General features: G+C 64.0%; 1 protein-coding gene. It reads right to left on the minus strand.

Annotated features, from left to right (window positions below; genetic code table 11):
- Positions 1-1081, minus strand: a 1081-nt coding sequence (locus tag EQW76_RS28685; RefSeq protein WP_143123526.1) for a xanthine dehydrogenase family protein, incomplete at both ends; no start/stop codon positions are given.

Raw genomic sequence — 1081 nt, forward strand, 5'->3', positions numbered from 1 at the left:
TGGCCCGTTCCGCAAGCGCATGAACCAGGTCGACCGCGCGGGTATCGTGCAGGTAGCGCAGACGGTATTCGATGGGGTCGACTCCGGCCGCGGCCGCAAGCTCGTCGATATAGCATTCATGCGCGAAGGTATTCGGCATGGCCGAGACGCCGCGAAACCACGAGGCGCGCGCGATCGGCGGCATGTCGTGCACGGTGACCCGTAGATTGCCGTAGGCATAGGGCGGGATCGCCGTGCGGTCGCCCATCTGGACCACATCCGATACCGGTGGCACCTTGCCTGTCAGGATCAGCGACAGGGTTGGCGCGAGATTGGACGGATAGCGCGTTTCGAAATCATAGGCGGATGGACCGCCTTCCAGATCGAGACCGCCGCGCACGTCCATCACCTGCGCTGCCCCCTTCGGTTCCCATGCATGCTCCTGTTCGCGTGTCAGTTGGACGCGTACGGGCGCCCGGACTGCCCGGGACAGAAGTGCTGCATCGGCGGTGACATCGTCGGCGCAGTTGCGGCCATAGCAGCCGGCCGCCTCCAGACGTTCCACCAGTATCCGATCTTCCGGCATATCCAGGAGCAGCGCCAGATCACGGCGCATCGGAAAGGGATTTTGCGTGCCGGACCAGACGGTCAGTCCGTTATCGCCATAATCCGCCACTGCGCATGACGGACCGATCGAGCCGTGCATCTGGTAGGGCCAGACATAGGTGCGGTTCATCGGCTCGGCACTGCCGTCCAGCGCCATATCGACGTTGCCCCGATCGATCAGCTTGCGCGGGGTTGAGGTGTTGGCGCGTAGCGCCATCTCCGGCGCATTCAGATCCGGCCGTTCCGGCGGAGCGCGCCACACAACAACAAGCGTCTTTGCAGCCTCCATGGCGATTTCTTCGCGCGTTGCGACGACGCCGACGAAATCACCGATGGCCACGACGCCGACGACTCCGTCGATGTGGGCGATCGAGCCTTCATCTATGGAGATCAGACTGTTGCCGACGTGCTCGCCGTGATCGAAACCGGCATAGAGCGGCCGGATGACGCGGCCATGCAGCATGCCGGGCACGCGCACGTCGTGCACGTAGGTCCA

Origin of the sequence: Rhizobium sp. rho-13.1, from assembly GCF_007000305.1 — a bacterium.
In the GTDB taxonomy this organism is placed as follows: Bacteria; Pseudomonadota; Alphaproteobacteria; order Rhizobiales; family Rhizobiaceae; genus Rhizobium; species Rhizobium rhododendri.